Source organism: Geobacillus proteiniphilus, assembly GCF_001908025.1.
GTDB lineage: Bacteria > Bacillota > Bacilli > Bacillales > Anoxybacillaceae > Geobacillus > Geobacillus proteiniphilus.
The window spans coordinates 12,784-34,055 of the sequence record NZ_MQMG01000017.1 but is presented as its reverse complement, the minus strand read 5'-3'; the positions used below and the strand labels follow the sequence as shown (position 1 = coordinate 34,055).

The following is a 21,272-nucleotide window of genomic DNA, read 5'->3' as shown; positions in this document are numbered from 1 at the left end:
AGGTATACCCCTTGCTAGATGTCAATAAGTTTGAGTACATGAAAATTGGGCTCGCTTCCCCGGAGAAAATTCGTTCTTGGTCGTATGGCGAAGTCAAAAAGCCGGAGACAATCAACTATCGGACGTTAAAGCCGGAAAAAGACGGCTTGTTTTGCGAGCGCATTTTCGGCCCGACGAAAGACTGGGAGTGCCATTGCGGCAAATATAAACGCGTTCGCTACAAAGGCGTCGTCTGCGACCGCTGCGGCGTCGAAGTGACGCGCTCGAAAGTCCGCCGCGAACGGATGGGCCATATCGAGCTGGCTGCCCCGGTTTCGCACATCTGGTATTTCAAAGGCATCCCGAGCCGGATGGGATTGGTTCTTGACATGTCGCCGCGGGCGCTCGAAGAGGTCATTTATTTTGCATCCTATGTCGTCACCGACCCGGGCGATACGCCGCTTGAGAAAAAGCAGCTGTTGTCGGAAAAGGAATACCGCGCCTATCGCGAGAAGTACGGTCAATCGTTCCAAGCGTCGATGGGGGCGGAGGCGATCAAAAAGCTGCTCCAAGACATCGATTTGGATAAAGAAGTGGCCGCGCTGAAAGAAGAGCTGAAAACGGCGCAAGGGCAACGGCGCGCCCGCATCATTAAGCGGCTTGAAGTGCTTGAAGCGTTCCGCAGTTCAGGGAACGACCCGGCTTGGATGGTCCTTGATGTACTGCCGGTCATTCCGCCGGAGCTGCGTCCAATGGTTCAGCTTGATGGCGGGCGGTTTGCAACATCGGATTTGAACGATTTGTACCGCCGCGTCATCAACCGTAACAACCGGCTGAAACGGCTGCTTGATCTCGGTGCGCCGAACATTATCGTCCAAAATGAGAAGCGGATGTTGCAAGAGGCGGTTGATGCTTTGATCGATAACGGCCGCCGCGGCCGTCCGGTGACCGGTCCGGGGAACCGTCCGTTAAAATCGCTTTCTCATATGCTGAAAGGGAAGCAAGGGCGCTTCCGGCAAAACTTGCTCGGCAAACGCGTTGATTATTCCGGCCGCTCCGTCATCGTCGTCGGCCCAAACTTAAAAATGTATCAATGCGGGTTGCCGAAAGAAATGGCGCTTGAGCTGTTCAAGCCGTTCGTCATGAAGGAGCTTGTGGAGCGGGGGTTGGCGCATAACATTAAAAGCGCGAAACGGAAAATCGAGCGCGTTCATCCGGAAGTGTGGGATGTGCTTGAAGATGTCATCAAAGAACATCCGGTGCTGTTAAACCGCGCCCCGACGCTGCACCGTCTCGGCATTCAGGCGTTTGAACCAACGCTTGTGGAAGGGCGGGCGATCCGTCTTCATCCGCTTGTTTGCACGGCGTACAACGCTGACTTTGACGGCGACCAAATGGCGGTGCACGTGCCGCTGTCAGCTGAGGCGCAAGCCGAAGCACGTTTGTTGATGCTGGCGGCGCAAAACATTTTGAACCCGAAAGACGGGAAGCCGGTCGTGACACCATCACAAGACATGGTGTTGGGCAACTACTACTTGACGATGGAGCGCGAGGGAGCCATCGGCGAAGGCATGGTGTTCAAAGACACAGACGAGGCGTTGCTTGCCTACCATAACGGCTACGTCCATCTCCATTCGCGCATCGCCATTCATGCCGGCTCGCTGAAAAACGAAACGTTCACCGAAGAGCAAAACAACAAACTGCTCTTAACGACGGTCGGCAAACTGATTTTCAACGAAATTTTGCCGAACTCGTTCCCGTACATTAACGAACCGACGACAGAAAACATCGAAGGACGGACGCCAGACAAGTACTTCCTTGACAAAGGGGTTAACGTGCGCGAAGAAATTCGCAAGCGCGAACTCGTGCCGCCGTTTAAGAAAAAAGTGCTCGGGCAAATTATCGCTGAAGTGTTCAAACGGTTCAAAATCACCGAAACATCGAAGATGCTCGACCGCATGAAAGACCTTGGTTTCCAATATTCGACAAAAGCCGGCATCACGATCGGCGTGGCCGATATCGTCGTCCTGCCGGAAAAACAAGAAATTTTGGATGAAGCGCAAGCGAAAGTCGATACGGTTTTGAAGCAGTTCCGCCGCGGGTTGATTACGGATGAAGAGCGGTACGAGCGCGTCATCTCGATCTGGAGCGCGGCGAAAGACAAAATTCAAGACCGGTTGATGAAGTCGCTTGATAAACGCAACCCGATCTTTATGATGAGCGATTCTGGGGCGCGCGGGAACGCGTCGAACTTTACGCAGCTTGCGGGGATGCGCGGTTTGATGGCCAACCCGGCCGGCCGGATCATCGAGCTGCCGATCAAGTCGTCGTTCCGCGAAGGCTTGACGGTATTGGAATACTTTATCTCGACGCACGGCGCGCGGAAAGGATTGGCGGATACGGCGCTCAAAACGGCCGACTCAGGCTATCTCACGCGACGCCTTGTCGACGTGGCGCAAGACGTCATCGTCCGCGAAGAAGATTGCGGCACCGACCGCGGCATTTTGGCTCGGGCGCTGACGGATGGCACGGAAGTCGTCGTCAAGCTCGAAGAACGGCTTGTCGGCCGCTATGCGCAGAAAACGGTGCGCCATCCGGAAACAGGTGAAGTGATCGTCCGCAAAGACGAGATGATCACCGAAGATATCGCCAATGAGATCATTAAAGCCGGCATTACGGAAGTATGGATTCGCTCCGTATTCGCCTGCAACACGCGCCATGGCGTCTGCAAAAAATGTTACGGCCGCAACATGGCGACCGGCATGGACGTCGAAGTTGGCGAAGCCGTCGGCATTATCGCCGCTCAGTCGATCGGCGAGCCGGGCACGCAGCTGACAATGCGGACGTTCCATACAGGCGGCGTCGCCGGCGACGATATCACTCAAGGTTTGCCGCGGGTGCAAGAGCTGTTTGAAGCGCGCAACCCGAAAGGGCAAGCGGTCATTTCTGAAATCGACGGCACGGTTATTTCGATTAATGAAACGCGCGACAACCAATATGAAATCGTCGTGCAAAGCGAGGTCGAAACGCGTACGTATGTAGCGCCGTACAACGCGCGGCTGAAAGTCGAAGAAGGTCAGCGCGTCGAACGCGGCCAAGAGCTGACAGAAGGCTCGGTCGACCCGAAACAGTTGCTGCGCGTGCGCGATATTACATCCGTTCAAGAGTACTTGCTTCGTGAAGTGCAAAAAGTGTACCGGATGCAAGGGGTGGAAATCAGCGATAAGCATATCGAGGTCATGGTGCGGCAAATGCTACGCAAAGTGCGCGTCATCGATGCCGGCGACACCGATGTGCTGCCGGGTACGCTTTTGGATGTCCACCAGTTTACGGATGTCAACGCCAAAGCTCTTCGCGAAGGGAAACGGCCGGCGACGGCCCGCCAGGTGTTGCTCGGCATCACGAAAGCGTCGCTTGAGACAGATTCATTCTTGTCTGCTGCTTCGTTCCAAGAAACGACGCGCGTCTTGACCGATGCAGCGATCAAAGGAAAACGTGATGAACTGCTTGGCTTAAAAGAAAACGTCATTATCGGCAAACTCGTCCCGGCTGGAACGGGTATGGCCCGCTATCGCAAAGTGAAGCCGGCCGTCAAAAAGGAAACGGCTGGCGACACGGTGTCGTCCAAATAACGCGAACCAAGTGGCCGGCTAAGGCGCTCCTTGGCCGGCCATTGCCAAATAAAAAATCCAGTTGACAATCGGCAAAGAAAATGGTAGTCTAATAAAGGTGTTCCAACAACCTGGTACTTTGGAGGATATGTTACATGTCTTATGAAAAAGTATTACAGGCTGGAAAAATTGTCATTGGAACCAAACAAACGATAAGGGCTTTAAAGGAAGGGAAAGCAGCGGAAGTGATCGTGGCGGAGGATGCCGACTTGCCGATCATCGAGAAAGTGACCGCCGCCGCCAATGAGGCAAACGTGCCGGTCACAAAAGTCGATTCGATGAAAAAGCTTGGCAAGGCGTGCAAAATCCAAGTCGGCGCGGCCGCGGTGGCGATCCTTCGGTAACGTTTTGCCTTTCTCCCCTAAAACCTTTATTTGCATAAACAATGAACCACCTGGATATGTGGGCTTAAACGATACATGCGAAAGGAGGATCTTTTCATGCCTACAATCAACCAATTGGTCCGCAAAGGACGCGAGAAAAAAGTTGTTAAATCGAAATCCCCTGCGTTGAACAAAGGGTATAACAGCTTCAAAAAAGAGCAAACGAATGTGTCGTCTCCGCAAAAACGCGGCGTTTGCACGCGTGTCGGCACGATGACGCCGAAAAAACCGAACTCGGCGTTGCGGAAATACGCCCGTGTCCGCCTGACAAATGGGATTGAAGTTACGGCGTACATTCCGGGGATCGGCCATAACTTGCAAGAACACAGCGTTGTGCTCATCCGCGGCGGACGTGTCAAAGACTTGCCGGGGGTGCGCTACCATATCATCCGTGGGGCGTTGGATGCCGCAGGCGTAGCGAATCGGATGCAAGGTCGTTCGAAATACGGCGCGAAAAAACCAAAAGCAGCGAAAAAATAATGAAATGAAGAGAATGTTTTCCTGAAGGGAGGAAACACTATGCCACGTAGAGGCCCTGTTGCTAAACGTGACGTACTGCCGGATCCAATTTACAATTCGAAGCTTGTTACCCGTTTGATCAATAAAATTATGATCGACGGCAAAAAATCGAAAGCGCAAAAAATTCTTTACACCGCGTTTGATATTATCCGTGAGCGCACGGGTAAAGATCCAATGGAAGTGTTTGAGCAAGCGTTGAAAAACGTTATGTCGGTGTTGGAAGTGCGCGCTCGCCGCGTTGGTGGGGCGAACTACCAAGTTCCGGTTGAGGTTCGTCCGGACCGCCGCGTTTCTCTCGGTTTGCGCTGGCTCGTGCAATATGCGCGTCTTCGCAACGAAAAAACGATGGAAGAGCGCTTGGCAAATGAAATTATGGACGCTGCCAACAACACGGGTGCAGCGGTGAAAAAACGCGAAGATACGCATAAAATGGCTGAAGCGAACCGCGCGTTTGCCCACTACCGCTGGTAAGGAGCGTCGCCTAAAGGAAATAGGTGAGAAGGCACTGCGGTTGCCTATTCACCTATCTTCCTATATATTGCGGCCTTTCCGGCCGCACGTCGGACAACTTCAAAGACAAGGGGATTGCGCCATCGATGGCGGCGCCATCTACTTATATTTCATATTTGAAGGAAGGAGAAAATAACCACTATGGCAAGAGAGTTCTCCTTGGAAAAGACTCGCAACATAGGGATTATGGCGCACATTGACGCCGGGAAAACGACGACGACTGAACGGATCTTGTTCTATACCGGCCGCGTTCATAAAATCGGGGAAGTGCATGAAGGCGCGGCAACGATGGACTGGATGGAACAAGAACAAGAGCGCGGAATTACGATCACGTCGGCGGCGACAACGGCGCAATGGAAAGGCCATCGCATCAACATCATCGACACGCCGGGGCACGTCGACTTTACGGTCGAGGTTGAGCGTTCGTTGCGCGTATTGGACGGGGCCATCACGGTCTTAGACGCGCAATCGGGCGTTGAACCGCAAACGGAAACCGTTTGGCGCCAAGCGACGACATATGGCGTCCCGCGGATCGTGTTCGTCAACAAAATGGATAAAATCGGCGCCGATTTCTTGTATTCGGTGAAAACGCTCCATGACCGCCTGCAAGCGAACGCCCATCCGGTGCAGCTGCCGATCGGCTCTGAGGATCAATTCTCCGGCATTATCGACTTGGTTGAAATGTGCGCGTACCATTACCATGATGAGCTTGGCAAAAACATTGAGCGCATTGACATTCCGGAAGAATACCGCGATATGGCAGAAGAGTACCATAACAAGCTGATTGAGGCGGTCGCTGAGCTGGACGAAGAATTAATGATGAAATATTTAGAAGGGGAAGAAATCACGACGGAAGAGCTGAAGGCCGCGATCCGCAAAGCGACGATCAGCGTTGAATTCTTCCCGGTCTTCTGCGGCTCGGCATTCAAAAACAAAGGTGTTCAGCTGCTTCTTGACGGCGTTGTCGACTACTTGCCGTCTCCGGTTGACATCCCGGCGATTCGCGGCGTCGTTCCGGATACCGAAGAAGAAGTGACACGCGAAGCAAGCGACGACGCTCCGTTTGCCGCTTTGGCATTTAAAATCATGACTGACCCGTATGTCGGGAAATTGACGTTCATTCGCGTCTACTCTGGAACGCTTGATTCCGGTTCATATGTGATGAACACGACGAAAGGGAAGCGCGAACGGATCGGCCGCTTGTTGCAAATGCACGCGAACCACCGTCAAGAAATTTCGAAAGTCTATGCCGGTGATATTGCCGCAGCGGTAGGTTTAAAAGATACGACGACCGGTGATACTCTATGTGATGAGAAGCATCCTGTCATTTTAGAGTCGATGCAATTCCCAGAACCGGTCATTTCGGTGGCGATCGAGCCGAAGTCGAAAGCCGACCAAGACAAAATGAGCCAAGCGCTGCAAAAATTGCAAGAAGAAGACCCGACTTTCCGCGCTCACACCGACCCGGAAACGGGACAAACGATCATCTCCGGGATGGGCGAGTTGCATCTTGACATCATCGTCGACCGGATGCGCCGTGAATTCAAAGTCGAAGCGAACGTCGGGGCGCCGCAAGTTGCCTACCGCGAAACGTTCCGCAAATCAGCGCAAGTCGAAGGCAAATTCATCCGTCAATCCGGCGGCCGCGGTCAATACGGCCACGTTTGGATCGAATTCTCGCCGAACGAGCGCGGCAAAGGCTTCGAATTCGAGAACGCCATCGTCGGTGGGGTTGTTCCGAAAGAGTATGTGCCGGCCGTCCAAGCTGGATTGGAAGAAGCGATGCAAAACGGCGTCTTAGCCGGCTATCCGGTTGTCGACATTAAAGCGAAACTGTTTGACGGATCGTACCACGATGTCGACTCGAGCGAAATGGCGTTCAAAATCGCTGCTTCCTTGGCATTGAAAAACGCCGCGACGAAGTGCGATCCGGTTCTTTTGGAACCGATCATGAAAGTCGAAGTCGTCATCCCTGAAGAGTACCTCGGTGATATCATGGGCGACATCACGTCCCGTCGCGGCCGCATCGAGGGGATGGAAGCGCGCGGCAACGCCCAAGTCGTCCGGGCGATGGTGCCGCTGGCTGAAATGTTCGGTTATGCGACATCGCTCCGTTCGAACACGCAAGGACGCGGAACGTTCTCGATGGTGTTTGACCACTATGAAGAAGTTCCGAAAAACATCGCCGATGAAATTATCAAAAAAAATAAAGGCGAATAATTGATTTCTCTTGCTAGTTTCGCTATAAATACTTATGTAAGTACGACTTGGGAACATTTTGTTCCCAAGCATCCTATACTTACCTAACCATATAAATTCATATCTTACTTTTAAGGAGGATATCTCTCATGGCTAAAGCGAAATTTGAGCGCACGAAACCGCACGTCAACATTGGCACGATCGGCCACGTTGACCACGGGAAAACGACGTTGACAGCTGCGATCACGACGGTTTTGGCGAAACAAGGGAAAGCCGAAGCAAAAGCGTACGACCAAATCGACGCTGCTCCGGAAGAGCGTGAACGCGGGATTACGATTTCGACGGCGCACGTCGAGTATGAAACAGATGCTCGCCACTATGCGCACGTTGACTGCCCGGGCCACGCTGACTACGTCAAAAACATGATCACGGGCGCGGCGCAAATGGACGGCGCAATCCTTGTTGTATCGGCGGCTGACGGTCCGATGCCGCAAACGCGCGAACACATTCTTCTCTCCCGCCAAGTCGGTGTTCCGTACATCGTTGTATTCTTGAACAAATGCGACATGGTGGACGACGAAGAATTGCTTGAACTTGTTGAAATGGAAGTTCGCGATCTTCTCTCTGAATACGACTTCCCGGGCGATGAAGTGCCGGTCATCAAAGGTTCGGCATTAAAAGCGCTTGAAGGCGACCCGCAATGGGAAGAAAAAATCATTGAACTGATGAATGCGGTTGACGAATACATCCCGACGCCGCAACGTGAAGTGGACAAACCGTTCATGATGCCAATCGAGGACGTCTTCTCGATCACGGGCCGCGGTACGGTTGCAACAGGCCGTGTTGAACGCGGTACGTTGAAAGTTGGCGACCCGGTTGAAATCATCGGTTTGTCGGATGAGCCGAAAACGACGACCGTTACGGGTGTAGAAATGTTCCGCAAACTTCTCGACCAAGCGGAAGCCGGCGACAACATCGGTGCGCTTCTCCGCGGCGTATCGCGCGATGAAGTCGAGCGCGGCCAAGTGTTGGCGAAACCTGGTTCGATCACGCCGCACACGAAATTCAAAGCGCAAGTATACGTCCTGACGAAAGAAGAAGGCGGACGCCATACTCCGTTCTTCTCGAACTACCGTCCGCAATTCTACTTCCGTACGACGGACGTAACGGGCATTATCACGCTTCCGGAAGGCGTCGAAATGGTTATGCCTGGCGACAACGTTGAAATGACGGTTGAACTGATCGCCCCGATTGCGATCGAAGAAGGTACGAAATTCTCGATCCGCGAAGGCGGCCGTACGGTTGGCGCCGGCTCTGTATCGGAAATCATCGAGTAATCGCGGCAAAAAAGGGTGTCCAGCAATGGACATCCTTTTTTTTGATGCCATCTTGACTGTCTGATTGGCGGCCGTGTTGAAAACGGGATGGCAGCTATGTATAATAGAAGAAGTGTGGGAAAAGCGAAGAAATCACTTGCAATCTCGCTTACATACCAGTATAATATCAAATGTTGGTCTTTGACTGCGATGAAGCGGAAGGTTGCTGACACACCCGGCCGCTTTGCCACGGCGGTGTGCAGGAAATTTCCGTGGAGAAGTCTATTTTCAAAATAGGCGAAGAAGGAGGGAAACCAAATGGCAAAAGAAAAAATTCGCATTCGTTTAAAAGCTTACGATCATCGGATTTTAGATCAATCGGCGGAGAAAATTGTGGAAACCGCAAAACGTTCCGGAGCAAAAGTGTCGGGCCCGATCCCGTTGCCGACGGAGAGAACGGTGTATACGATCTTGCGCGCCGTTCATAAGTACAAAGACTCCCGTGAACAATTCGAAATGCGGACGCATAAACGTTTGATCGACATCATCAACCCGACTCCGCAAACGGTGGATTCGTTAATGCGTCTCGATTTGCCGTCGGGCGTTGACATTGAAATTAAACTTTAATCGACTAGGAGGTGTGACAAATGACGAAAGGAATCTTAGGAAGAAAGATCGGTATGACGCAAGTATTTGCGGAAAACGGCGATTTGATTCCGGTAACCGTCATCCATGCGACGCCGAACGTCGTCCTGCAAAAGAAAACGATCGAAAATGACGGTTACGAAGCGATCCAATTAGGTTTTGAGGATATTAGCGAAAAACGCGCCAATAAACCGCAAATTGGCCATGCTGCCAAAGCAAATACGGCACCTAAGCGCTTCATTCGTGAAATCCGCGGCGCCAACATTCATGAATACGAAGTGGGCCAAGAAGTGAAAGTTGACATTTTCAGCGAAGGCGACATCGTCGATGTCACGGGCATTTCCAAGGGGAAAGGCTTCCAAGGCGCGATCAAACGCCACGGTCAATCGCGCGGGCCAATGGCTCACGGTTCCCGTTACCATCGCCGTCCGGGTTCGATGGGGTCCATCGCGCCTAACCGCGTTTTCAAAACGAAAAACTTGCCGGGCCGCATGGGTGGTGAGCGCGTCACGATCCAAAACTTGAAAATCGTCAAAGTGGATCCGGAGCGCAACTTGCTGCTCATTAAAGGCAATGTGCCGGGTCCGAGAAAAGGCTTAGTCATCGTCAAAAGCGCCGTGAAAGCGGCGAAGAAGGCGAAATAACATTCGGCCAAGAAAGGAGGAACTACGTAATGCCAAAAGTAGCATTATACAACCAAAACGGTCAGATGGTCGGCGAAATCGAGTTGAACGACGCCGTTTTTGGGATTGAACCGAATAAGCATGTGTTGTTCGAAGCAGTGATTATGCAACGCGCCTCGATGCGTCAAGGAACGCATAAAACGAAAAACCGCGCTGAAGTGAGCGGCGGCGGTCGTAAGCCATGGCGCCAAAAAGGGACAGGACGCGCCCGTCAAGGTTCGATTCGCGCTCCGCAATGGCGCGGCGGCGGTACGGTCTTTGGTCCAGTTCCGCGCAGCTACAGCTACAAACTGCCGAAAAAAGTTCGCCGTTTGGCGATCAAATCAGCGCTATCGTCAAAAGTGCTGGAAAATGAGATTGTAGTCTTGGATCAACTGTCGCTCGAAGCACCAAAGACGAAAGAAATGGTCAAAATTTTAAACAATCTCGCAGTGGATCGGAAAGCACTTATTGTGACCGACGAGCTGAATGAGAATGTATATCTGTCGGCGCGCAACATCCCGGGCGTAAAAGTGGTTGCTGCCAACGGCATCAATGTGCTCGATGTGCTCAACCATGACAAACTCGTCATTACGAAGGCGGCCGTGGAGAAAGTAGAGGAGGTGCTTGCATAATGAAAGACCCTCGCGACATTATTAAGCGCCCCATCATCACGGAAAATACAATGAACTTGATCGGGCAAAAAAAATATACGTTTGAGGTCGACGTCAAAGCGAACAAGACGGAAGTGAAAGACGCCGTCGAGAAAATTTTTGGCGTTAAAGTAGCTAAAGTGAACATTATGAACTATAAAGGGAAATTCAAACGCGTCGGCCGTTACAGCGGCTATACGAACCGCCGCCGCAAAGCGATCGTAACGCTGACGCCGGACAGCAAAGAGATCGAACTGTTTGAAGTGTAACATTATACCAACGAAGGAGGGACATTCCGATGGCGATCAAAAAGTACAAACCGACATCGAACGGCCGTCGCGGCATGACGGTGCTTGATTTCTCGGAAATTACGACGGATCAGCCGGAAAAATCGTTGCTTGCTCCGTTAAAGAAAAAGGCGGGCCGCAACAATCAAGGGAAAATTACGGTGCGCCATCAAGGCGGCGGCCATAAACGCCAATATCGGATTATCGACTTTAAACGCGACAAAGACGGAATTCCGGGACGCGTTGCTACGATTGAATACGATCCGAACCGTTCCGCCAACATCGCGCTCATCAACTATGCAGACGGTGAAAAACGCTACATCATTGCGCCGAAAAACTTGAAAGTCGGCATGGAAATCATGTCCGGTCCAGATGCGGACATTAAAATCGGCAATGCGCTTCCGCTTGAGAACATCCCGGTCGGTACGCTCGTTCACAATATCGAGCTGAAACCAGGCCGCGGCGGGCAATTGGTGCGTGCAGCTGGTACGTCGGCGCAAGTGCTCGGGAAAGAAGGAAAATACGTCATCGTTCGTTTGGCTTCCGGCGAAGTGCGCATGATTTTAGGCAAATGCCGCGCAACGGTTGGTGAAGTCGGCAACGAGCAACACGAACTTGTCAACATCGGGAAAGCAGGACGAGCTCGCTGGTTGGGGATTCGTCCGACAGTTCGCGGTTCGGTTATGAACCCGGTTGACCACCCGCACGGCGGTGGTGAAGGGAAAGCGCCAATCGGACGCAAGTCGCCAATGACGCCATGGGGCAAACCGACGCTTGGGTACAAAACCCGCAAAAAGAAAAACAAATCGGATAAATTCATCATCCGTCGCCGCAAGAAATAATGAACGAGCGCAATTCAGAAGGGAGGTTCACTTATGGGTCGCAGCTTGAAAAAAGGTCCGTTTTGCGATGAGCATTTGATGAAAAAAATCGAAAAACTGAATGCAACTGGGCAAAAACAAGTGATCAAAACGTGGTCTCGCCGTTCGACGATCTTCCCGCAGTTTGTTGGGCATACGATCGCGGTGTACGACGGCCGCAAACACGTTCCGGTCTACATTACGGAAGACATGGTCGGGCACAAACTCGGTGAATTTGCGCCGACGCGCACGTTCCGCGGCCATGCTGGCGATGACAAGAAAACGAAACGGTAATGAGAGGAGGTTTTAGATATGCAAGCTAAAGCTGTTGCGAGAACCGTTCGCATCGCTCCTCGTAAAGCGCGCTTAGTCATTGATTTGATTCGCGGGAAAGAAGTGGGCGAAGCGTTCGCCATTTTGCGCCATACGCCAAAAGCGGCTTCCCCAATCATTGAGAAAGTGTTGAAATCGGCAGTTGCCAACGCTGAACACAACTATGACATGGACGTCAACAACTTGGTCATCACTCAAGCGTATGTCGACGAAGGCCCGACGCTGAAACGTTTCCGTCCGCGCGCCATGGGACGGGCAAGCGCCATTAACAAACGCACAAGCCATATTACGATCGTCGTTTCAGAAAAGAAGGAGGGATAATCCGTGGGTCAAAAGGTCAACCCGATCGGTCTGCGCATCGGCATCATTCGTGACTGGGAATCAAGATGGTATGCGGAAAAAGACTATGCAGATCTGTTGCACGAAGACTTGAAAATCCGTGAATACATTAGCAAACGCCTGCAAGACGCGGCCGTCTCCCGCGTGGAGATTGAACGGGCAGCCAACCGCGTCAACGTAACGATCCATACCGCCAAACCGGGCATGGTCATCGGGAAAGGCGGTTCGGAAGTGGAAGCGCTCCGTAAAGCGCTCGCACAATTGACCGGTAAACGCGTCCATATCAACATTGTAGAAATCAAAAAACCGGACTTGGATGCACGTCTTGTTGCTGAAAATATCGCTCGTCAGCTTGAAAACCGCGTATCGTTCCGTCGGGCGCAAAAACAAGCGATCCAACGTGCGATGCGCGCTGGGGCGAAAGGAATCAAAACGATGGTATCCGGCCGTTTAGGCGGGGCTGACATCGCTCGTTCGGAGCATTACAGCGAAGGGACGGTTCCACTCCATACGTTGCGCGCTGACATTGACTATGGAACAGCAGAAGCGGATACGACGTACGGAAAAATCGGCGTGAAAGTATGGATTTATCGTGGAGAAGTCCTTCCGACCAAGAAAAAAGCTGAGGAAGGAGGAAAATAATCATGTTAATGCCAAAACGCGTCAAATATCGCCGTGAACATCGCGGACGGATGAAAGGCCGGGCGAAAGGCGGCACGGAAGTTCATTTCGGTGAATTTGGGTTGCAAGCATTAGAATCAGCTTGGATTACGAACCGGCAAATCGAAGCAGCCCGTCGGGCGATGACCCGTTACATGAGACGGGGCGGGAAAGTATGGATCCGCATTTTCCCTTCCAAACCGTATACGGCAAAACCGCTTGAAGTGCGGATGGGTTCCGGTAAAGGGGCGCCGGAAGGCTGGGTCGCCGTTGTCAAACCGGGCAAAGTGATGTTTGAAGTGGGTGGTGTTTCTGAGGAAGTGGCACGTGAAGCATTGCGTCTCGCTTCTCACAAACTTCCGATCAAATGCAAATTTGTAAAACGTGAAGAAACTGGTGGTGAAGCGTAATGAAAGCGAAAGAAATCCGTGAGTTGACCACTGCCGAAATCGAACAAAAAATTAAAGCATTGAAGGAAGAATTGTTCAACCTTCGCTTCCAACTGGCCACAGGTCAATTGGAAAACACGGCGCGCATCCGCCAAGTGCGCAAAGACATCGCCCGCATGAAAACGATCATTCGCGAACGTGAGCTCGCTGCCAATAAATAATGTGTGTTTGAGAGGAGGTTTGTGGAATGAGCCAACGCAATCAACGCAAAGTGTACGTTGGGCGGGTTGTATCGGACAAAATGGACAAAACGATCACCGTGTTGGTCGAAACGTACAAAAAACATCCGCTGTACGGCAAACGCGTGAAATATTCGAAAAAATATAAAGCGCATGATGAACATAACATCGCTAAAGTCGGCGATATCGTAAAAATTATGGAAACTCGCCCGCTGTCGGCCACAAAACGCTTCCGCTTAGTGGAAGTCATCGAAAAAGCGGTTGTTCTGTAATCGTTCTTCGCTTAGGTCGGAGAGATAATTCCGAAAGGAGGTTTCGTCGATGATTCAACAAGAATCTCGCTTAAAAGTAGCTGATAACTCTGGTGCACGTGAAGTGCTTGTCATTAAAGTGCTCGGAGGTTCGGGCCGCCGCTATGCGAACATCGGTGACGTCGTTGTGGCGACGGTCAAAGATGCGACACCAGGTGGCGTTGTTAAAAAAGGTCAAGTCGTTAAAGCGGTTGTTGTCCGCACGAAACGCGGGGTGCGCCGTCCGGACGGCTCGTACATCCGTTTTGACGAAAACGCCTGCGTCATCATCCGCGATGACAAAAGTCCGCGCGGCACGCGTATTTTTGGACCGGTTGCCCGCGAATTGCGCGATAAAGACTTCATGAAAATCATTTCTTTAGCTCCGGAAGTTATTTAATGGAACGGAACAGCGTTTCAAGGAGGTGCGAATGCGATGCATGTAAAAAAAGGCGATAAAGTGCAAGTAATCTCCGGCAAGGACAAAGGCAAACAAGGCGTCATTCTGGCGGCGTTTCCGAAGAAAAACCGCGTCATCGTCGAAGGCGTCAACATTGTGAAAAAGCATGCGAAACCGTCGCAAGCGAATCCGCAAGGTGGCATCATTGAAAAAGAAGCGCCGATCCACGTTTCGAAAGTCATGCCGCTCGACCCGAAAACGGGTGAACCGACGCGCATCGGCTACAAAATTGTCGATGGCAAAAAAGTGCGCTATGCGAAAAAATCCGGTGAGATTTTGGATAAATAACCGTGACGCAGGAAGGGAGGTACTTTTATGAACCGCCTGAAAGAGAAGTATTTAAACGAAGTCGTACCCGCTCTCATGAGCAAGTTCAACTATAAATCGATCATGCAAGTGCCAAAAATCGAAAAAATCGTCATCAACATGGGTGTCGGCGATGCGGTGCAAAACCCGAAAGCATTAGACAGCGCCGTTGAGGAGCTGACGTTGATCGCCGGCCAGCGTCCGGTGGTAACGCGTGCGAAAAAATCGATCGCCGGCTTCCGTCTTCGTCAAGGGATGCCGATTGGTGCGAAAGTGACGCTGCGCGGCGAACGGATGTATGAGTTTCTCGATAAGTTGATTTCGGTCTCGCTTCCGCGCGTGCGCGACTTCCGCGGCGTATCGAAAAAGTCGTTTGACGGCCGCGGCAACTATACGCTCGGCATTAAAGAGCAGCTCATTTTCCCTGAGATTGACTATGATAAAGTGAACAAAGTGCGCGGCATGGACATCGTGATCGTCACAACGGCCAACACGGATGAAGAAGCTCGTGAACTGCTGGCGTTGCTCGGCATGCCATTCCAAAAATAATGATCCCATAACGCAAGGGAGGCGAAATCGTGGCTAAAAAATCGATGATCGCGAAACAAAAACGGACGCCGAAGTTTAAAGTGAGAGCGTACACCCGTTGCGAGCGCTGCGGCCGCCCGCACTCGGTCTACCGCAAATTTAAATTGTGCCGTATTTGTTTCCGTGAGCTCGCATACAAAGGTCAACTTCCAGGCATCAAAAAAGCCAGCTGGTAATCAACCCATTGATTGGGAAGGAGGTAAAACATAATGGTGATGACAGATCCAATTGCTGATATGCTGACTCGCATCCGCAATGCGAACATGGTGCGTCACGAAAAGCTCGAAGTCCCGGCTTCGAAAATCAAGCGGGAAATCGCCGAAATTTTAAAGCGCGAAGGGTTTATTCGTGATTATGAATATATCGAAGACAACAAACAAGGCATTCTCCGCATCTTCTTGAAATACGGTCCGAACAACGAACGTGTCATTACCGGGCTGAAACGCATCAGCAAACCGGGGCTGCGCGTTTACGTCAAAGCCCATGAAGTGCCGCGCGTCCTGAACGGCTTAGGGATCGCGATTCTTTCGACATCGCAAGGCATCTTAACAGACAAAGAAGCACGGCAAAAAGGCACGGGCGGCGAAGTAATCGCCTACGTTTGGTAATCTATCTGCTCAAGAATGGAGGTGTTTTTGACATGTCACGTGTCGGCAAAAAACCAATTGAAATTCCTGCCGGTGTCACCGTTACGGTCAACGGCAACACGGTTACGGTCAAAGGGCCGAAAGGGGAACTGACCCGCACGTTCCATCCAGATATGACGATCACTGTTGAGGGCAATGTGATCACCGTTACGCGTCCAAGCGATGAAAAGCATCATCGCGCGCTCCATGGCACGACGCGCAGCTTGCTCGCCAACATGGTCGAAGGCGTTTCGAAAGGTTATGAAAAAGCGCTCGAACTCGTTGGTGTCGGGTACCGGGCGTCGAAACAAGGGAAAAAGCTCGTATTGAGCGTTGGTTATTCTCATCCGGTAGAAATTGAGCCGGAAGAAGGGCTTGAAATTGAAGTGCCATCCCAAACGAAAATCATCGTCAAAGGGGCAGACAAACAGCGCGTCGGCGAACTGGCCGCCAACATTCGCGCGGTTCGTCCGCCAGAGCCGTATAAAGGCAAAGGCATCCGCTACGAAGGCGAACTTGTGCGCCTGAAAGAAGGCAAAACTGGTAAATAACGCGGCATAGCGAAGCGAAAGGAGTGACATTCGATGATCACGAAAGTTGACCGAAACGCGGTTCGGAAGAAAAGACACGCGCGCATCCGCAAAAAAATCTTCGGCACGGCTGAACGTCCGCGGTTGAGCGTGTTCCGTTCAAATAAACATATTTACGCGCAAATTATCGATGATACAAAATCGTCAACGATCGTCAGCGCCTCGACGTTGGATAAAGAGTTTGGCTTAGATTCGACGAACAACATTGAGGCAGCGAAAAAAGTCGGCGAACTTGTCGCCAAACGTGCGTTGGAAAAAGGCATTAAAAAAGTCGTGTTCGACCGTGGCGGATATTTGTATCACGGACGGGTAAAAGCATTGGCAGACGCCGCCCGCGAAGCCGGCTTGGAATTCTAATTACAAAGGAGGGACAACGATGCGTCGTATCGATCCAAACAAACTTGAATTGGAAGAGCGTGTAGTCGCGGTCAACCGTGTAGCAAAAGTCGTGAAAGGCGGACGTCGCCTGCGCTTTTCAGCTCTCGTCGTCGTCGGCGATAAAAACGGCCATGTCGGATTTGGCACCGGAAAAGCACAAGAGGTTCCAGAAGCGATCCGCAAAGCGATTGAAGATGCGAAGAAAAACTTGATTGAAGTGCCGATCGTCGGCACAACGATTCCGCATGAAGTCATCGGCCATTTCGGTGCCGGGGAAATCATTTTGAAACCCGCTTCCGAAGGTACCGGGGTCATCGCTGGGGGTCCGGCGCGTGCTGTATTAGAGCTGGCGGGCATCAGCGACATCTTGTCGAAATCGATCGGCTCGAACACGCCAATCAACATGGTGCGCGCAACGTTTGATGGGCTGAAACAATTAAAACGCGCCGAAGACGTAGCGAGATTGCGCGGCAAAACAGTCGAGGAACTGTTAGGATAAGGAGGGAACGATCATGGCAAAAAAACTGGCGATTACCCTCACGCGCAGCGTGATTGGCCGTCCGGAAGACCAACGCGTTACCGTCAGAACGCTCGGCCTGCGGAAAATGCACCAAACGGTCGTCCATAATGACAATCCTGCGATCCGCGGGATGATCAATAAAGTGGCCCACCTTGTCAAAGTCAAAGAAATTGAAGAATAATGAATCATAAGGAGGTGCTTTGCCATGAAACTTCATGAATTGCAACCAGCGCCGGGATCCCGGAAGAAAGCTGTGCGCGTCGGCCGCGGGATCGGTTCGGGCAACGGCAAAACGTCCGGCCGCGGTCAAAAGGGTCAAAATGCTCGCTCTGGCGGAGGAGTTCGCCTTGGATTTGAAGGAGGACAAACCCCGCTGTTCCGCCGCTTGCCGAAACGCGGGTTTACGAACATCAATCGGAAAGAATATGCGGTCGTGAATTTGGAAAAACTGAACCGCTTTGAAGACGGAACGGAAGTAACGCCTGAATTGCTCCTTGAAACGGGCGTCATCAGCAAGCTGAAATCGGGCGTGAAAATTTTGGGCAAAGGCCAAATCGAGAAAAAACTGACGGTCAAAGCGCATAAGTTCTCGGCATCGGCGAAAGAGGCCATTGAAGCGGCTGGCGGTAAAACTGAGGTGATTTAATGTTTCGGACAATCTCCAACTTTATGCGCGTCAGTGATATTCGAAACAAAATCATTTTCACTCTTCTTATGCTGATTGTGTTCCGCATTGGAACATTCATCCCCGTTCCGGGCGTGAACACGGATGTGTTGAAAGTGCAAGATGAATTGAATGCATTCGGCGTCCTGAACATTTTTGGCGGCGGGGCGTTGCAAAACTTTTCAATCTTTGCGATGGGCGTGATGCCCTACATTACGGCATCGATTATCGTTCAGCTGCTGCAAATGGACGTCGTTCCAAAATTTACGGAGTGGTCGAAGCAAGGCGAAGTTGGCCGGCGTAAATTAGCTCAGTTTACCCGCTATTTCACGGTCGTGCTCGGGTTTATCCAAGCCATCGGCATGTCGTACGGCTTTAACAATTTAGCCGGGGGGATGCTGATCAAAAATCCGGGCATCGGCACGTATTTGCTGATCGCGGTTGTCTTGACCGCCGGCACCGCATTTTTAATGTGGCTTGGCGAACAGATCACCGCGAAAGGCGTGGGCAATGGCATTTCGATCATTATTTTCGCCGGGATTGTCTCAGGCATTCCGACGGTCTTGAATCAAATTTACGCCCAACAGTTTGAAAATGTCGGGGAAGATGTGTTTTTGCGCATCGTCCGGCTCCTGCTTGTGGCGTTGGCGGTCGTTGCCGTCATCGTTGGCGTCATTTACATCCAGCAGGCGTTCCGGAAAATTCCGATTCAATACGCGAAGCGGCTTGAGGGCCGGAGCCCGGTCGGCGGCCACTCGACCCATTTGCCGCTCAAAGTGAACCCAGCGGGAGTCATTCCGGTCATTTTCGCTGTATCGTTTTTGATTGCACCACCGACGATTGCATCGTTTTTTGGCACGAATGATGTAACATTGTGGATTCGCCGAACGTTTGATTATACGCATCCGGTTGGGATGATCATTTACGTCGTGCTCATCATCGCGTTTACGTACTTTTATGCGTTTGTTCAAGTCAATCCGGAGCAAATGGCGGATAATTTGAAAAAACAAGGCGGCTATATCCCTGGTATTCGTCCTGGAAAAAATACGCAAGAGTATGTGACGAGAATTTTATACCGGCTGACGCTGGTCGGATCAATCTTTTTGGCGGTTGTCGCCGTGCTGCCGGTGTTCTTTGTGAACTTTGCCAACTTGCCACCTTCCGCACGAATCGGCGGTACGAGCTTGCTTATTGTCGTCGGCGTGGCGCTTGAGACGATGAAACAGCTTGAGAGCCAGCTGGTGAAACGCCATTACCGTGGATTCATCAAATAAAGAAGGCAAGAACGGACGTCCCTTGCCGATAGGGGGGAGTTAGGATGAATTTAGTGCTGATGGGGCTGCCGGGTGCCGGCAAAGGCACGCAGGCCGAGAAAATTGTCGAGGCTTACGGAATTCCGCATATTTCAACGGGAGATATGTTTCGAGCGGCGATCAAAGAAGGGACGCCGCTAGGGTTGCAGGCAAAGCAGTATATGGACCGCGGCGATCTTGTCCCGGATGAGGTGACGATCGGCATCGTCCGCGAACGGCTGAGCAAAGAGGATTGCCAAAATGGTTTTTTGCTCGATGGATTCCCGCGCACGGTCGCCCAAGCAGAAGCGCTCGAAACAATGCTAGTGGAAATTGGGCGCAAGCTTGATTATGTCATCCATATCGACGTTCGCCAAGAGGTCTTAATGGAGCGCCTGACCGGCAGACGCATTTGCCGCAATTGCGGAGCAACGTACCATCTTGTCTTTCATCCGCCGGCGAAACCGGGTGTATGTGATAAATGCGGGGGAGAGCTGTACCAGCGCCCCGATGATAATGAAGCAACGGTGGCTAACCGGCTTGAGGTCAATATGAAACAAATGAAGCCGCTCCTCGATTTTTACGAGCAAAAAGGCTATTTGCGCCACATTAACGGCGAACAGGAAATGGAAAAGGTGTTTGCTGATATTCGTGAATTGCTCGGGGGACTTGCTCGATGATTCGTTGCAAAACCGCGCAGGAAATTGCTTTGATGCGCGAGGCGGGAAAAATCGTTTCCCTTACATTGAAAGAATTGCAAAAGCACATTCGTCCCGGGATCACAACAAAGGAACTGGACGCCATCGCGGAGGAAGTGATTCGTTCCCATGGCGCCATTCCGTCGTTTAAAGGGTATCAAGGGTTTCCGGGAAGCATTTGCGCCTCGGTGAATGAAGAGCTCGTGCACGGGATTCCCAGCGGCCGCGTATTGCGGGAAGGCGATATTATTACGATCGATGTCGGCGCGCAGTATGAAGGCTATCATGCTGACTCGGCCTGGACGTATCCAGTTGGGGACATCGACGCCGAGACGAAACGATTGCTTGACGTGACAGAGCAATCGCTGTATGTCGGGCTCGCCGAGGCAAAGCCGGGCGCTCGTTTAACGAACATCTCCCATGCGATTCAAACGTACGTCGAAGCGCATCACTTTTCCGTTGTTCGCGAGTATGTCGGGCATGGAATTGGTCAACACTTACATGAAGACCCACAAATCCCACATTATGGGCCACCGAACAAAGGCCCAATTTTGCGGCCAGGGATGGCGCTGTGCATCGAACCGATGGTCAATGCCGGCAGCCGTTACGTGAAAACGTTGGCCGACGATTGGACCGTCGTCACGGCCGATGGAAAACGGTGCGCCCATTTCGAACATACGATTGTCATTACAGAAGATGGCTACGAAATTTTAACACATTGTGGAAATGAGTCCCCCACTTCATAAGTGGGAAGGGGCGAACGTCTTCTCGATCATCATGGACATCACGTTCGGTTTTGCGTAACACAATGTTACTCATTCGAAGGAGGGAGAGCCGCTCGATGGCGAAAGATGATGTAATTGAAGTGGAAGGCACCGTCGTCGAAACATTGCCAAATGCGATGTTTCGTGTAGAATTAGAAAATGGGCACACGGTGTTGGCTCATGTATCGGGCAAGATCCGCATGCATTTCATTCGCATTTTGCCTGGCGACCGGGTGACGGTGGAGCTGTCGCCGTATGATTTGACGCGTGGACGGATCACGTATCGATATAAATAAAGGAATGCACTCCGTTCAATAGGGAGGTAAACAACATGAAAGTAAGACCATCTGTTAAACCGATTTGCGAAAAGTGCAAAGTTATTCGCAGACGCGGCAAAGTTATGGTGATTTGCGAAAATCCGAAGCATAAACAACGCCAAGGGTAATTTTCAA

General features: G+C 51.6%; 32 protein-coding genes. All 32 read left to right on the top strand.

The window, feature by feature from the left end; all coding sequences use genetic code 11:
* The first annotated feature begins 11 nt into the window (after positions 1–11).
* The 32 genes from rpoC to rpmJ all read left to right on the top strand — a co-directional run bounded on the left by rpoC (position 12) and on the right by rpmJ (position 21,265).
* Positions 12–3,611, top strand: coding sequence for a DNA-directed RNA polymerase subunit beta' (gene rpoC / locus BRO54_RS07725; protein ID WP_074043599.1), 3,600 nt, complete (start codon positions 12–14; stop codon positions 3,609–3,611).
* A gap of 134 nt (positions 3,612–3,745) precedes the next feature.
* A complete protein-coding gene (locus tag BRO54_RS07720) occupies positions 3,746–3,994 on the top strand; it encodes a 50S ribosomal protein L7ae-like protein (protein ID WP_011229615.1) in 249 nt (82 codons plus the stop codon).
* Positions 3,995–4,090: 96 nt separating this feature from the next.
* The gene (gene rpsL, locus BRO54_RS07715; RefSeq protein ID WP_011229616.1) at positions 4,091–4,513 is read left to right on the top strand and encodes a 30S ribosomal protein S12; all 423 of its coding nucleotides are present in this window, start codon (positions 4,091–4,093) and stop codon (positions 4,511–4,513) included.
* 39 nt (positions 4,514–4,552) lie between these two features.
* Positions 4,553–5,023: a 30S ribosomal protein S7 gene (gene rpsG / locus BRO54_RS07710; protein WP_074043598.1), complete on the top strand. Its 471-nt coding sequence runs from the start codon at positions 4,553–4,555 to the stop codon at positions 5,021–5,023.
* A gap of 180 nt (positions 5,024–5,203) precedes the next feature.
* Complete coding sequence (gene fusA, locus BRO54_RS07705) at positions 5,204–7,282, top strand: elongation factor G (RefSeq protein WP_074043597.1); 2,079 nt, start codon at positions 5,204–5,206, stop codon at positions 7,280–7,282.
* 128 nt (positions 7,283–7,410) lie between these two features.
* Positions 7,411–8,598 (top strand): elongation factor Tu, encoded by a 1,188-nt coding sequence (gene tuf / locus BRO54_RS07700; RefSeq protein ID WP_011229619.1) that lies wholly within the window; start codon positions 7,411–7,413, stop codon positions 8,596–8,598.
* Between the two features lie 297 nt (positions 8,599–8,895).
* Positions 8,896–9,204 (top strand): 30S ribosomal protein S10, encoded by a 309-nt coding sequence (gene rpsJ / locus BRO54_RS07690; protein WP_008881945.1) that lies wholly within the window; start codon positions 8,896–8,898, stop codon positions 9,202–9,204.
* Between the two features lie 20 nt (positions 9,205–9,224).
* Positions 9,225–9,866, top strand: coding sequence for a 50S ribosomal protein L3 (gene rplC / locus BRO54_RS07685; protein WP_074043595.1), 642 nt, complete (start codon positions 9,225–9,227; stop codon positions 9,864–9,866).
* Positions 9,867–9,895: 29 nt separating this feature from the next.
* The gene (gene rplD, locus BRO54_RS07680) at positions 9,896–10,519 is read left to right on the top strand and encodes a 50S ribosomal protein L4 (protein ID WP_074043594.1); all 624 of its coding nucleotides are present in this window, start codon (positions 9,896–9,898) and stop codon (positions 10,517–10,519) included.
* Positions 10,519–10,806, top strand: coding sequence for a 50S ribosomal protein L23 (gene rplW / locus BRO54_RS07675; RefSeq protein WP_011229622.1), 288 nt, complete (start codon positions 10,519–10,521; stop codon positions 10,804–10,806). Before rplD ends, rplW begins: the two co-directional genes overlap by 1 nt.
* A 29-nt stretch (positions 10,807–10,835) precedes the next feature.
* Positions 10,836–11,666 (top strand): 50S ribosomal protein L2, encoded by an 831-nt coding sequence (rplB, locus tag BRO54_RS07670; protein ID WP_011229623.1) that lies wholly within the window; start codon positions 10,836–10,838, stop codon positions 11,664–11,666.
* A gap of 33 nt (positions 11,667–11,699) precedes the next feature.
* On the top strand, positions 11,700–11,978 hold the full coding sequence (gene rpsS / locus BRO54_RS07665; protein WP_011229624.1) for a 30S ribosomal protein S19: 279 nt from the start codon (positions 11,700–11,702) through the stop codon (positions 11,976–11,978).
* Between the two features lie 18 nt (positions 11,979–11,996).
* Entirely contained in the window at positions 11,997–12,338 is a 342-nt protein-coding gene (gene rplV / locus BRO54_RS07660; RefSeq protein WP_011229625.1) for a 50S ribosomal protein L22, read from the top strand.
* 3 nt (positions 12,339–12,341) lie between these two features.
* Complete coding sequence (gene rpsC, locus BRO54_RS07655) at positions 12,342–12,998, top strand: 30S ribosomal protein S3 (RefSeq protein WP_011229626.1); 657 nt, start codon at positions 12,342–12,344, stop codon at positions 12,996–12,998.
* Positions 12,999–13,000: 2 nt separating this feature from the next.
* Positions 13,001–13,426 carry a 50S ribosomal protein L16 gene (rplP, locus tag BRO54_RS07650; RefSeq protein WP_011229627.1) on the top strand — a complete coding sequence of 142 codons (426 nt, stop codon included), beginning with the start codon at positions 13,001–13,003 and terminating at the stop codon, positions 13,424–13,426.
* Positions 13,426–13,626 carry a 50S ribosomal protein L29 gene (gene rpmC / locus BRO54_RS07645; protein WP_011229628.1) on the top strand — a complete coding sequence of 67 codons (201 nt, stop codon included), beginning with the start codon at positions 13,426–13,428 and terminating at the stop codon, positions 13,624–13,626. Before rplP ends, rpmC begins: the two co-directional genes overlap by 1 nt.
* 26 nt (positions 13,627–13,652) lie before the next feature.
* Entirely contained in the window at positions 13,653–13,916 is a 264-nt protein-coding gene (gene rpsQ / locus BRO54_RS07640; RefSeq protein ID WP_011229629.1) for a 30S ribosomal protein S17, read from the top strand.
* A gap of 49 nt (positions 13,917–13,965) precedes the next feature.
* The gene (gene rplN / locus BRO54_RS07635; protein WP_011229630.1) at positions 13,966–14,334 is read left to right on the top strand and encodes a 50S ribosomal protein L14; all 369 of its coding nucleotides are present in this window, start codon (positions 13,966–13,968) and stop codon (positions 14,332–14,334) included.
* Between the two features lie 36 nt (positions 14,335–14,370).
* Positions 14,371–14,682 carry a 50S ribosomal protein L24 gene (gene rplX, locus BRO54_RS07630; protein WP_011229631.1) on the top strand — a complete coding sequence of 104 codons (312 nt, stop codon included), beginning with the start codon at positions 14,371–14,373 and terminating at the stop codon, positions 14,680–14,682.
* Between the two features lie 27 nt (positions 14,683–14,709).
* The gene (gene rplE / locus BRO54_RS07625; protein ID WP_011229632.1) at positions 14,710–15,249 is read left to right on the top strand and encodes a 50S ribosomal protein L5; all 540 of its coding nucleotides are present in this window, start codon (positions 14,710–14,712) and stop codon (positions 15,247–15,249) included.
* A 29-nt stretch (positions 15,250–15,278) separates the two neighbouring features.
* Positions 15,279–15,464, top strand: coding sequence for a type Z 30S ribosomal protein S14 (locus BRO54_RS07620; protein ID WP_003247599.1), 186 nt, complete (start codon positions 15,279–15,281; stop codon positions 15,462–15,464).
* Between the two features lie 33 nt (positions 15,465–15,497).
* A complete protein-coding gene (gene rpsH, locus BRO54_RS07615) occupies positions 15,498–15,896 on the top strand; it encodes a 30S ribosomal protein S8 (RefSeq protein ID WP_012820490.1) in 399 nt (132 codons plus the stop codon).
* A gap of 32 nt (positions 15,897–15,928) precedes the next feature.
* The gene (gene rplF, locus BRO54_RS07610) at positions 15,929–16,465 is read left to right on the top strand and encodes a 50S ribosomal protein L6 (protein ID WP_011229634.1); all 537 of its coding nucleotides are present in this window, start codon (positions 15,929–15,931) and stop codon (positions 16,463–16,465) included.
* Between the two features lie 33 nt (positions 16,466–16,498).
* Positions 16,499–16,861: a 50S ribosomal protein L18 gene (gene rplR / locus BRO54_RS07605; RefSeq protein WP_011229635.1), complete on the top strand. Its 363-nt coding sequence runs from the start codon at positions 16,499–16,501 to the stop codon at positions 16,859–16,861.
* A gap of 19 nt (positions 16,862–16,880) precedes the next feature.
* Entirely contained in the window at positions 16,881–17,381 is a 501-nt protein-coding gene (rpsE, locus tag BRO54_RS07600; RefSeq protein ID WP_011229636.1) for a 30S ribosomal protein S5, read from the top strand.
* Positions 17,382–17,394: 13 nt separating this feature from the next.
* Positions 17,395–17,583 carry a 50S ribosomal protein L30 gene (rpmD, locus tag BRO54_RS07595; protein WP_014194602.1) on the top strand — a complete coding sequence of 63 codons (189 nt, stop codon included), beginning with the start codon at positions 17,395–17,397 and terminating at the stop codon, positions 17,581–17,583.
* Positions 17,584–17,607: 24 nt separating this feature from the next.
* Entirely contained in the window at positions 17,608–18,048 is a 441-nt protein-coding gene (gene rplO, locus BRO54_RS07590; protein ID WP_011229638.1) for a 50S ribosomal protein L15, read from the top strand.
* Entirely contained in the window at positions 18,048–19,340 is a 1,293-nt protein-coding gene (gene secY / locus BRO54_RS07585) for a preprotein translocase subunit SecY (protein WP_074043593.1), read from the top strand. Before rplO ends, secY begins: the two co-directional genes overlap by 1 nt.
* Before the next feature lie 44 nt (positions 19,341–19,384).
* Positions 19,385–20,038, top strand: a complete 654-nt coding sequence (locus tag BRO54_RS07580; RefSeq protein ID WP_074043592.1) for an adenylate kinase — start codon at positions 19,385–19,387, stop codon at positions 20,036–20,038.
* Complete coding sequence (map, locus tag BRO54_RS07575; protein WP_074043591.1) at positions 20,035–20,802, top strand: type I methionyl aminopeptidase; 768 nt, start codon at positions 20,035–20,037, stop codon at positions 20,800–20,802. Before BRO54_RS07580 ends, map begins: the two co-directional genes overlap by 4 nt.
* Positions 20,803–20,897: 95 nt before the next feature.
* Entirely contained in the window at positions 20,898–21,116 is a 219-nt protein-coding gene (gene infA, locus BRO54_RS07570) for a translation initiation factor IF-1 (protein ID WP_031406191.1), read from the top strand.
* A gap of 35 nt (positions 21,117–21,151) precedes the next feature.
* A complete protein-coding gene (gene rpmJ, locus BRO54_RS07565; RefSeq protein ID WP_003247619.1) occupies positions 21,152–21,265 on the top strand; it encodes a 50S ribosomal protein L36 in 114 nt (37 codons plus the stop codon).
* Positions 21,266–21,272 lie beyond the last annotated feature (7 nt).

Excerpts from the sequence above, each read along its gene's own strand:
- BRO54_RS07720 (WP_011229615.1), top strand. The coding sequence starts at position 3,746 with ATGTCTTATGAAAAAGTATTACAGGCTGGAAAAATTGTCATTGGAACC.
- rpsG (WP_074043598.1), top strand. The coding sequence starts at position 4,553 with ATGCCACGTAGAGGCCCTGTTGCTAAACGTGACGTACTGCCGGATCCA.
- rplD (WP_074043594.1), top strand. The coding sequence starts at position 9,896 with ATGCCAAAAGTAGCATTATACAACCAAAACGGTCAGATGGTCGGCGAA.
- secY (WP_074043593.1), top strand. The coding sequence starts at position 18,048 with ATGTTTCGGACAATCTCCAACTTTATGCGCGTCAGTGATATTCGAAAC.
- fusA (WP_074043597.1), top strand. The coding sequence starts at position 5,204 with ATGGCAAGAGAGTTCTCCTTGGAAAAGACTCGCAACATAGGGATTATG.
- BRO54_RS07580 (WP_074043592.1), top strand. The coding sequence starts at position 19,385 with ATGAATTTAGTGCTGATGGGGCTGCCGGGTGCCGGCAAAGGCACGCAG.
- tuf (WP_011229619.1), top strand. The coding sequence starts at position 7,411 with ATGGCTAAAGCGAAATTTGAGCGCACGAAACCGCACGTCAACATTGGC.
- rplB (WP_011229623.1), top strand. The coding sequence starts at position 10,836 with ATGGCGATCAAAAAGTACAAACCGACATCGAACGGCCGTCGCGGCATG.
- rpmJ (WP_003247619.1), top strand. The coding sequence starts at position 21,152 with ATGAAAGTAAGACCATCTGTTAAACCGATTTGCGAAAAGTGCAAAGTT.
- rplN (WP_011229630.1), top strand. The coding sequence starts at position 13,966 with ATGATTCAACAAGAATCTCGCTTAAAAGTAGCTGATAACTCTGGTGCA.
- rplC (WP_074043595.1), top strand. The coding sequence starts at position 9,225 with ATGACGAAAGGAATCTTAGGAAGAAAGATCGGTATGACGCAAGTATTT.
- rplW (WP_011229622.1), top strand. The coding sequence starts at position 10,519 with ATGAAAGACCCTCGCGACATTATTAAGCGCCCCATCATCACGGAAAAT.
- rpsL (WP_011229616.1), top strand. The coding sequence starts at position 4,091 with ATGCCTACAATCAACCAATTGGTCCGCAAAGGACGCGAGAAAAAAGTT.
- rplP (WP_011229627.1), top strand. The coding sequence starts at position 13,001 with ATGTTAATGCCAAAACGCGTCAAATATCGCCGTGAACATCGCGGACGG.
- rplO (WP_011229638.1), top strand. The coding sequence starts at position 17,608 with ATGAAACTTCATGAATTGCAACCAGCGCCGGGATCCCGGAAGAAAGCT.
- map (WP_074043591.1), top strand. The coding sequence starts at position 20,035 with ATGATTCGTTGCAAAACCGCGCAGGAAATTGCTTTGATGCGCGAGGCG.
- rpsJ (WP_008881945.1), top strand. The coding sequence starts at position 8,896 with ATGGCAAAAGAAAAAATTCGCATTCGTTTAAAAGCTTACGATCATCGG.
- rplF (WP_011229634.1), top strand. The coding sequence starts at position 15,929 with ATGTCACGTGTCGGCAAAAAACCAATTGAAATTCCTGCCGGTGTCACC.
- rpsH (WP_012820490.1), top strand. The coding sequence starts at position 15,498 with ATGGTGATGACAGATCCAATTGCTGATATGCTGACTCGCATCCGCAAT.
- infA (WP_031406191.1), top strand. The coding sequence starts at position 20,898 with ATGGCGAAAGATGATGTAATTGAAGTGGAAGGCACCGTCGTCGAAACA.
- rplX (WP_011229631.1), top strand. The coding sequence starts at position 14,371 with ATGCATGTAAAAAAAGGCGATAAAGTGCAAGTAATCTCCGGCAAGGAC.
- rplV (WP_011229625.1), top strand. The coding sequence starts at position 11,997 with ATGCAAGCTAAAGCTGTTGCGAGAACCGTTCGCATCGCTCCTCGTAAA.
- rplE (WP_011229632.1), top strand. The coding sequence starts at position 14,710 with ATGAACCGCCTGAAAGAGAAGTATTTAAACGAAGTCGTACCCGCTCTC.
- rpsS (WP_011229624.1), top strand. The coding sequence starts at position 11,700 with ATGGGTCGCAGCTTGAAAAAAGGTCCGTTTTGCGATGAGCATTTGATG.
- rpmD (WP_014194602.1), top strand. The coding sequence starts at position 17,395 with ATGGCAAAAAAACTGGCGATTACCCTCACGCGCAGCGTGATTGGCCGT.
- rpsQ (WP_011229629.1), top strand. The coding sequence starts at position 13,653 with ATGAGCCAACGCAATCAACGCAAAGTGTACGTTGGGCGGGTTGTATCG.
- rpmC (WP_011229628.1), top strand. The coding sequence starts at position 13,426 with ATGAAAGCGAAAGAAATCCGTGAGTTGACCACTGCCGAAATCGAACAA.
- rpsE (WP_011229636.1), top strand. The coding sequence starts at position 16,881 with ATGCGTCGTATCGATCCAAACAAACTTGAATTGGAAGAGCGTGTAGTC.
- rplR (WP_011229635.1), top strand. The coding sequence starts at position 16,499 with ATGATCACGAAAGTTGACCGAAACGCGGTTCGGAAGAAAAGACACGCG.